4 protein-coding genes are annotated in these 8,053 nt (G+C 59.7%); all 4 read left to right on the top strand.

Going from position 1 to position 8,053, the window contains the following annotated elements:
• Positions 1 to 906 (top strand): hypothetical protein (locus tag KAY22_RS21185; RefSeq protein WP_296625216.1); only part of this gene is annotated, 906 nt, incomplete at its 5' end.
• A gap of 85 nt (positions 907 to 991) precedes the next feature.
• The gene (locus tag KAY22_RS21180; protein WP_296625215.1) at positions 992 to 4,051 is read left to right on the top strand and encodes a BPTD_3080 family restriction endonuclease; all 3,060 of its coding nucleotides are present in this window, start codon (positions 992 to 994) and stop codon (positions 4,049 to 4,051) included.
• Positions 4,052 to 4,109: 58 nt separating this feature from the next.
• Entirely contained in the window at positions 4,110 to 7,100 is a 2,991-nt protein-coding gene (locus tag KAY22_RS21175; RefSeq protein ID WP_296625214.1) for a DNA methyltransferase, read from the top strand.
• 1 nt (position 7,101) lies between these two features.
• Positions 7,102 to 8,013 carry a hypothetical protein gene (locus KAY22_RS21170; protein ID WP_296625213.1) on the top strand — a complete coding sequence of 304 codons (912 nt, stop codon included), beginning with the start codon at positions 7,102 to 7,104 and terminating at the stop codon, positions 8,011 to 8,013.
• The last annotated feature ends 40 nt before the right edge of the window (positions 8,014 to 8,053 follow it).

Here is an 8,053-nt window from a genome sequence, read left to right as displayed (position 1 = left end):
GCCCAACAGGTGGTGACATGCTTGAGGTGGTCGGATCGGCCAGCGGCATGTGAAGAGGATTGGCCGAACCTCCGCCCCCTCCCCGAGCGACAGGCCGAGATCGCCGTCGACCTTTGGTATGACGAGGATGCGATGTGCCGTATCCGCAAGGGGTTCTTGCCCGTCGATCAGGACGAGAAATGGTTTATCTGGTTCCGCGACAACGTGCTCCACCTTCACCGCAGTTGGACCGGAATCTGCATCCACGAGGTGCGCTTCATACAAGGGGCGGACGGATGGAGAGCCGCTACCGCTTCGGTGAACCGCGACCCCGAGCAATATGGCGCCACTGACGACGATGAGGATCGGCGCGTCTTAGTTGAGATGATCGACCTTCACTTGTTGAGCGAGGATAATGAGCATCCGCAGCCCTTTGGCGCGCCGGCGCTGGCGCCGCAGCCCAACTACCTTGGCTCGCCCAAAGTCGTAGCAGGTTTGATTCACACCGTTGTTCAGAGCGCCATCGAGCACGCTCACGGCAATAATAACTTCAACGGCGTCTGGAACGTGGTCTGGCAATTGAGCGGGGAGATCGCAGAGGGCGACGCTTATGTGCGAATACCGGGCTGGCACACACCCTCAAGCTTGGGTCAGGCGTTGCTCAAGGCCTTCCGAATTATGCCGGAGCCGCTATCGGACGATGATCTGCAATATCATATCTCGGAAGCCTTGATGACCATCTACCTCAAGGTGCGGGAGCTATTGGTCGCATTTTCAGCCGATCCGGTAGCAGAATGGGAGCGCCACGCGCTCCCCCAGATAAACGCACTGCATCAATGGGCCATCACCGTTTTCCTCGGAACTAACGACCTCCTGTCACCAGGGATCGATGTCGAGGATTTTCGGTGGAAAGCCTCTACCGCGTAGGCCTTTCGAATTGCCCGATCTGGATGTGTACGGCCTTGTTTTTCGGAGAGCCGGCAAATACCCCTTACCTCGGGGGTAAAGTTTTGTGTCTCAAAGTTTCTTCGACCAGCCCATCCTGAACTCGCCTTATGAGCCGCCGTCGCGATACCACGCGCTGGACGGCGAGGGGCAGCCACTCGACCAACCCCCCATAGTTGGCCGGCGCCCCTGCGATTTCATCACGCCGGTGCCGAAGCCCAAACGGCGGAGCGGGAAGGCGGGTCAAACCGCCCTGATGTTCGAGGACGAGGCCGGTATCTCGTCGGATGAGCAGGAATATAACCCCAAGCCCATCATCAACGAGATCCGCGCGCATGTCGCAACGTGGCGCGCGCTGCCGAATGATCGCGATTGGGGCGTCACCCCCAGCACGGCGAGGCTGCTCCACCATTGGCGCCGCACCGAAGTGGAGGGCCTGCGCCCCTTCTTCTGTCAGGTCGAGGCGGTCGAAACGGTAATCTGGCTGACCGAGGTGGCGCGCACGCAGAAGCGCTATGCCCACCTGTGGCAGCATATCGAAGCGGCGAACAAGCAGGCCGGCGCGGACCTGATCCGTATCGCGATGAAAATGGCCACCGGTGCGGGGAAGACCACCGTGATGGCCATGTTGATCGCGTGGCAAGCCATCAACGCCGTGCGCTCGCCGACAAGCAGCTTGTTCAGTCGTGGCTTTCTGCTGGTGGCGCCCGGCATCACGATCCGCGATCGGCTACGGGTGCTGCTGCCCGACGATCCTGATAATTATTATCGCCATCGCGACATGGTGCCGTCCGACATGCTGCCGGAGATCGCCAAGGCGAAGGTGGTCATCGCAAACTACCACGCCTTCAAGCGACGCGAGACCATGGACGTGTCCAAGGTGGGCAAGGCGTTGCTCCAGGGACGTGGCGAGGCACCGACCACGATCGAGACCGAGGGACAGATGCTTCAGCGCGCCTGCGGCGATCTGATGGCCCTGAAAAACGTCGTCGTCATCAATGACGAGGCGCATCACTGTTATGAGGAAAGGCCGCAGGGAAGCGTCGAGGAGCTTCCCGACGCCGACAGCAAGGCCGAGGCGAAGGAGAATAAGGAGGCCGCCCGGCTCTGGATCAACGGCATCAAGGCTCTCCGCCGCAAGGTTGGGGTCCGCGCCGTCTATGATCTGTCGGCGACGCCTTTCTTCCTCGCCGGCTCCGGATATGTCGAAGGGACGCTCTTTCCGTGGGTGGTCAGCGACTTCTCGCTGATGGACGCGATCGAGTGCGGCATCGTGAAGCTACCCCGCGTTCCGGTCGCTGATAACCTCCCGATCGCTGACATGCCGATCTACCGGAAACTGTGGGATCACATCGGGAAGGAAATGCCCAAGAAGGGCGCGAAGAAGTCGGAGGATCTCGACCCGCTCAAGCTGCCCACCGAGTTGCTGACGGCGCTCGACGCGCTCTACAATCACTATGCGAAGGTAGATGAGGAATGGCGCCGGGCGGGCATCCCGGTACCGCCGGTGTTCATTGTGGTGTGTAACAACACTTCCACCTCCAAGCTGATCTACGAATATATATCCGGCTGGGATCGGCCCAACGCCGATGGCGAGATGGTAAACGTCCATCGCGGTCATCTCCCCCTGTTCCGCAATTATGACGAGCACGGCAATCGCATCGCTCGCGCGCCGACCTTGCTCATCGACAGCGCCCAGCTTGAGAGCGGCGAGGCGCTCGATGCCGATTTCCGCAAGATGGCCGCCGCCGAGATCGAACAGTTCCGTCGCGAGAAGCAGGAGCGCACGGGGCTCTTGCAGGATGCCGATGCGATCGACGCCGCCGAATTGCTGCGCGAAGCGATGAACACGGTGGGGCGCGTTGGCCGCCTCGGTGAGAATATCCGCTGTGTCGTATCGGTCTCGATGCTCACCGAAGGGTGGGACGCCAACACCGTCACCCACATTCTTGGCGTCCGCGCTTTCGGTACGCAGCTTCTTTGCGAACAGGTCGTCGGTCGCGGCCTGCGCCGCCAGTCATACGAGTTGAACGAGGACGGGCTGTTCGATGTCGAATATGCCGACGTGCTCGGCATCCCCTTCGATTTCACCGCCAAGCCGGTGATCGTGAAGGTGACCCCGCCCAAGGTCGTCACACGCGTTCATGCGGTAAAAGAGCGCGCAGCACTGCGGCCTGAGCTGGAGATCGCCTTCCCCCGCGTCGAGGGCTATCGCGTCGATCTGCCCGACGAGCGGATCAGCGCAAGCTTCACCGAGGATAGCCGCCTCGTCGTCGATCCGGCGATGATCGGGCCGTCACGTGTCACCATGCAGGGCATCGTCGGTGAGAGCCAGGAGCTATATGCAGCCGGCGTCGGCGATCAGCGCCCGAGCGCCATCGCCTATTCGCTTGCGGCTCATTTGCTGAAGCGCTTCGGCAGCGGCGATGGCAGCAACCTCCCGGTTCACCTCTTCGGCCAGATTCGCCGCGTCGTGCGCGAATGGCTCGACGGTGGCTATCTCGTCCTCAAGGGCGTGCCGATGGGCGTGCTCGATTATCTTGAGATCAGGGATCAGGCGGCGGAGCGGATCTTCCTCGCCTGCCAACGCTACGAACATGGGCCGAGGGCTATCAAGGCGATCCTCGACCCGTACAACCCGAAGTCGACCAGCCGCTTCGTCAATTTCACGACGAGCAAGGATACCTACGTGACCGACGCGCGCCGCTGCCATGTGAGCCATGTCGTATGCGACAGCACTTGGGAAGCGGAACTCGCCCGCGTGCTCGAAACACATCCGCGCGTCGTCGCCTTCGTGAAGAACCAGGGCCTTGGCCTTGAGGTGCCCTATCGCGACGGTTCGACGCCCCGCCGCTATATTCCCGATATGGTAGTCCGGCTCGACGATGGTCGTGGGCGGGACGACTTGCTCAACCTTCTCTTGGAGACCAAGGGTTACCGAAAGGGGGACGCGCAATTGAAAGCCGAAACCACCAAAGCGATGTGGGTGCCGGGGGTGAATAACCTCGGCACGCATGGGCGCTGGGCATTCGCCGAGTTCTGCGACATGCCCCTGATCGAGCGCGATTTTGATACGCTGGTCGCCGACTTCGTGTCGCAGGCCGCGACCATAGAGACGGCGGCATGAGCGGTTTCCGCGAGCGCTGGGAAGCGCCTCGCGACAGTATGAACGAAGGACAAGAATAATGGCTCGCGTGCCCAAAGGCCCGAAGCAAATCATCACGCTTAACCATGATCGTGAGGCACGGCGGAATATCCCGACAGCGGAGATGGCCGATCTGGCGGCGATGCAGGAGGAACTCGATCCGCTTGCTCCGGCAGCCTATCCGCGCGCTCGCCCGCTGGCGGAGGGGGAGGTGCGAGAGCGCGATGAAGACCTCGATCCACAGATCGTCTGGAACGGCGCTCGCATCCGGCTGACGAAGGACCAGGTCGGGCAGCTTATCGAAACCGGCGAGATCGAGATCGGCGACGCCCAGCTAGTGTGGCGGGGTAAGGACAGGCAGGATTGGTCCGACCTGATTGTTACCGCGCCGCCACTCTACATTCAGGAGAAGGTACACCCCAAGGCGATCATTGATGATCTCGTTCGGCAGACGAAGGTTGCCAAGGCAGATGCCAGCGACGCGCCGGACCTCTTCGCTGATTTCAACGGTCTGACCGACCCGATGGCGCGGACCGAGTTCTACCAGCACGATCAGCACTGGTCGAATCGGATGATCCTTGGAGACAGCCTTCAGGTGATGGCCAGTCTTGCTGAGCGAGAGGCGCTGAAGGATAAGGTGCAGGCGATCTATTTTGATCCGCCCTATGGCATCAAGTTCAACTCAAACTGGCAGGTCTCGACGCAAAATCGTGATGTTGCCGATGGAAAGCAGACCGATATCAGTCGCGAGCCCGAGCAAGTGAAGGCGTTTCGCGATACATGGAAGGATGGCATCCACTCCTACCTGACATATCTCCGTGATAGACTGACGGTTATGCGAGAGTTGCTCACCGCGACCGGCTCGATATTCGTCCAAATCGGCGACGAAAATGTGCATCGTGTCCGAGTACTGCTCGACGAAGTGTTCGGTGAAGCTAACAGGGTTGCAATCATCCTGGTTAAGAAAAAGGGAAATCAAAAAGGGGGTAAGATTGAAGAAATAAATGACTATATCCTGTGGTATTACCGCAATATAAAGCATGGAAAATATCATCAACTTTATGAAAGCGCGCTAGATGAAACGGAGATTACGGCCCAGTTCAATAATGTCAGGCACCCTGGACTTGGCGATCTATCTGTTTCCACTCTCGGGAAATTGGACGGTGTCGGAAACTTATATAAGTTTCAACCGAGCGAGCTGATTGCCCGTCATCCCGGTGCTGAATTATTCACCTCAAGCGATTTGGCTGTGGGCGGCGTTCGGAAGAACCAGAGTCATCTTTTCCATTACCAAGGGAAGGCTTACGATCCCGGCCTAAAACGCGGGAATTGCTGGAAGCATACGGTAATTCCCGATGCGAACGGTAGTGATGGGATGACAAGGATTGCGCGAGCAGCGCGCATCTATATTGGCGAGAGCCAAATCCGCTACTTGAGGAAATACAGCGATTTCGGCCTGCAAGCCGTATCGAACTGGTGGGATCGCTTCGGCGGTGCCTCCGACAGGGTTTACGTCGTTCAGACGAGCGACCGCATAGTAGAGCGTTGCCTTCTCATGGCGACCGATCCCGGTGATCTTGTGCTCGACCCTACCTGCGGCTCAGGCACCACCGCCTATGTTGCCGAGCAATGGGGCCGCCGCTGGATCACCATCGATACCAGTCGCGTAGCGCTGGCGCTCGCCCGCGCGCGCATCATGGGCGCGCGATATCCTTGGTATCTGCTTGCCGATAGCGTTGAGGGGAAGCGCAAAGAAGCCGAAATCAGCGGCAAACCCCCGAACGATGCGCCGACGTGGGGCGACGTGCGGCAGGGCTTCGTCTATGACCGGGCAGCACATATTACTTCTTCCGTAATAGCCAACAATGCCGAGATCGACGTGATCTGGGAGAAGTGGCAGAAGCGGCTGGAGCCGCTGCGCGCTGAACTGCAGCAGGCAACGGGCACCAACTGGCAAGAATGGGAAATCCCGCACCATGCTGACCCGACATGGCCCTCCAACGTTGCAAGCCTTCATCAATCTTGGTGGGAAGCGCGGGGCGCGCGTCAAAAGGAAATTGATGCATCCATCGCGCGCGCAGCGGATATCGAGTATCTTTTTGACAAGCCCTATCCTGACAACAGCCGTGTGCGCGTGGCGGGGCCGTTCACCGTTGAAAGCCTTTCCCCGCATCGTATCGTGCCTGCCGATGCCGAGGAGATGATCGATATCGCCGATCGCGCTGCTGAAAAAAAGAAGCGCGGCCCGTTTTCATTGTCCGAGACCGATTTCGCCGGGATGGTGATAGAGCATCTGAAAACGGCAGGTGTTCACCAGCAGGAACGCGCCGACCGAATCGAGTTTGTCAGCCTTTCCCCCTATGCAGGCCGAGGCTATATAGGGGCAGATGGCCGGTTCATGGAAGGCGAGACGGAGCGTCGCGCCGCGATCTTCATCGGGCCCGAGTTCGGGACCCTCTCCCGCGTAGATCTCACCGCAGCGGCGCGAGAGGCTGCTGAGGCCCGGTTTGACGTTCTGATCGCCGTCAGCTTCGCCTTCGACGCCCATGCCTCCGAACTCACCCGGCTCGGCCCCTTGCCAATCCTCAAGGCTAAGATGAACCCCGATCTGCACATGGCCGACGAGTTGAAGAATACCGGCAAGGGCAACCTCTTCACCGTGTTCGGCGAGCCGGACATTGACATTCTGGAGGAAGCCGATGGGCGCATCGCAGTGCGCGTGAACGGCGTGGACATCTACGACCCCAATACCGGCGAGGTTCGATCCAACGACGTCAAGGGTATCGCAGCGTGGTTCATCGACACAGCCTATAATGAGGAGAGCTTCTTCGTCCGCCACGCTTATTTTCTCGGCACGAACGACCCCTACAAGCAGTTGAAGACCACCCTGAAAGCCGAGATCGACAAGGAGGCATGGGCGACGCTGAACCGCGCCACCTCCCGCCCTTTCAATCGACCCGAAAGCGGGCGCATCGCCGTCAAGGTCATCAACCACTTCGGCGACGAGGTGATGAAGGTCTTTGGGGTTTAAGATGCGCGGAGACGAAGGAGCCGCCTTCCTCGCCGATTTCGCCGCGCTGAAGCAGGCGGTCGAAGATTCCCCGGAAAAATTGGCATCCTCCTGGCGTGATCGAGGGGAGATTCAATCTCTCTGTGACCGGCTGGATGGCTATCGCAGGTCATTTGAAGCCGGAGAAGAATGGACGCCGGTGCCATTCACCGCGCATGTGCCAGCCGGGGCTTCACGGGCGCGTCGCGAGTATGACGAACGATGGCGCTCGGTTGTCGCGAATATCGCCGATCGCGATCTGCTCGATCTGCTCGCCGGACTGATGTCATCTTTCGAAATTGAGACGAGCGATCCCACGGGAGACCCTCTCGCCGTCAATATCGAAGATTGGAAGGCGCGGGCCACCGAAGATGCCAGCAATGTGCGATATGCCTTCACCGCGTTGGCCGACCGGCGGGCGCAAGACGAGTACGACGATTTCGATTGGGTGGATGATAGCGTCCGTAGCTGGGATCGCCTGATGGGCGCGGTCGGCCTCGATCTCCATGGCGCCTTTTGGCGGCGGCGCGCTATCCCTCACATACTTTTTCCAACCCATGTTTCGAACCAATATGGCGGCAGGCAGATTTCCATCTACCGCCGCCTTCTCGATGCGGGACGAGCTTTTACCTTCGGGGCGCCGCTGGCGGCCTTGGCGATGCAGCGGGCGGTGCTGGAGGAGCTCCTCAAGAGGCACTGGGGATCGGACAGGGGTCACATTCGGGATGCGGACCTCCCGACCAATATGCACGATGCTCGGGCGGAACGGCTCAAGCGCATCGCGAATATCGCGCTTCACAAAAACCCCGACAACCTCGCGGGCGATGAACTGGATCGCGAGATCATCAAGAACTTTCTTTTGTTGCGCGAATTGATTGAGGCCAGCCCGGAATGACGACGTCGTAGCCGAGTGTTTGCAGGCGGTGTGGTGGGAG

The organism is Rhizorhabdus sp., from assembly GCF_018006725.1.
Taxonomy (GTDB): domain Bacteria; phylum Pseudomonadota; class Alphaproteobacteria; order Sphingomonadales; family Sphingomonadaceae; genus Rhizorhabdus.
Note: the sequence above shows the minus strand (reverse complement) of the source record. Positions and strands in the feature narration are given on the sequence as shown.

What these genes read in the sequence shown, in the direction of transcription:
- KAY22_RS21175 (WP_296625214.1), top strand. Translation starts at nt 4,110, where the DNA reads ATGGCTCGCGTGCCCAAAGGCCCGAAGCAAATCATCACGCTTAACCAT.
- KAY22_RS21170 (WP_296625213.1), top strand. Translation starts at nt 7,102, where the DNA reads ATGCGCGGAGACGAAGGAGCCGCCTTCCTCGCCGATTTCGCCGCGCTG.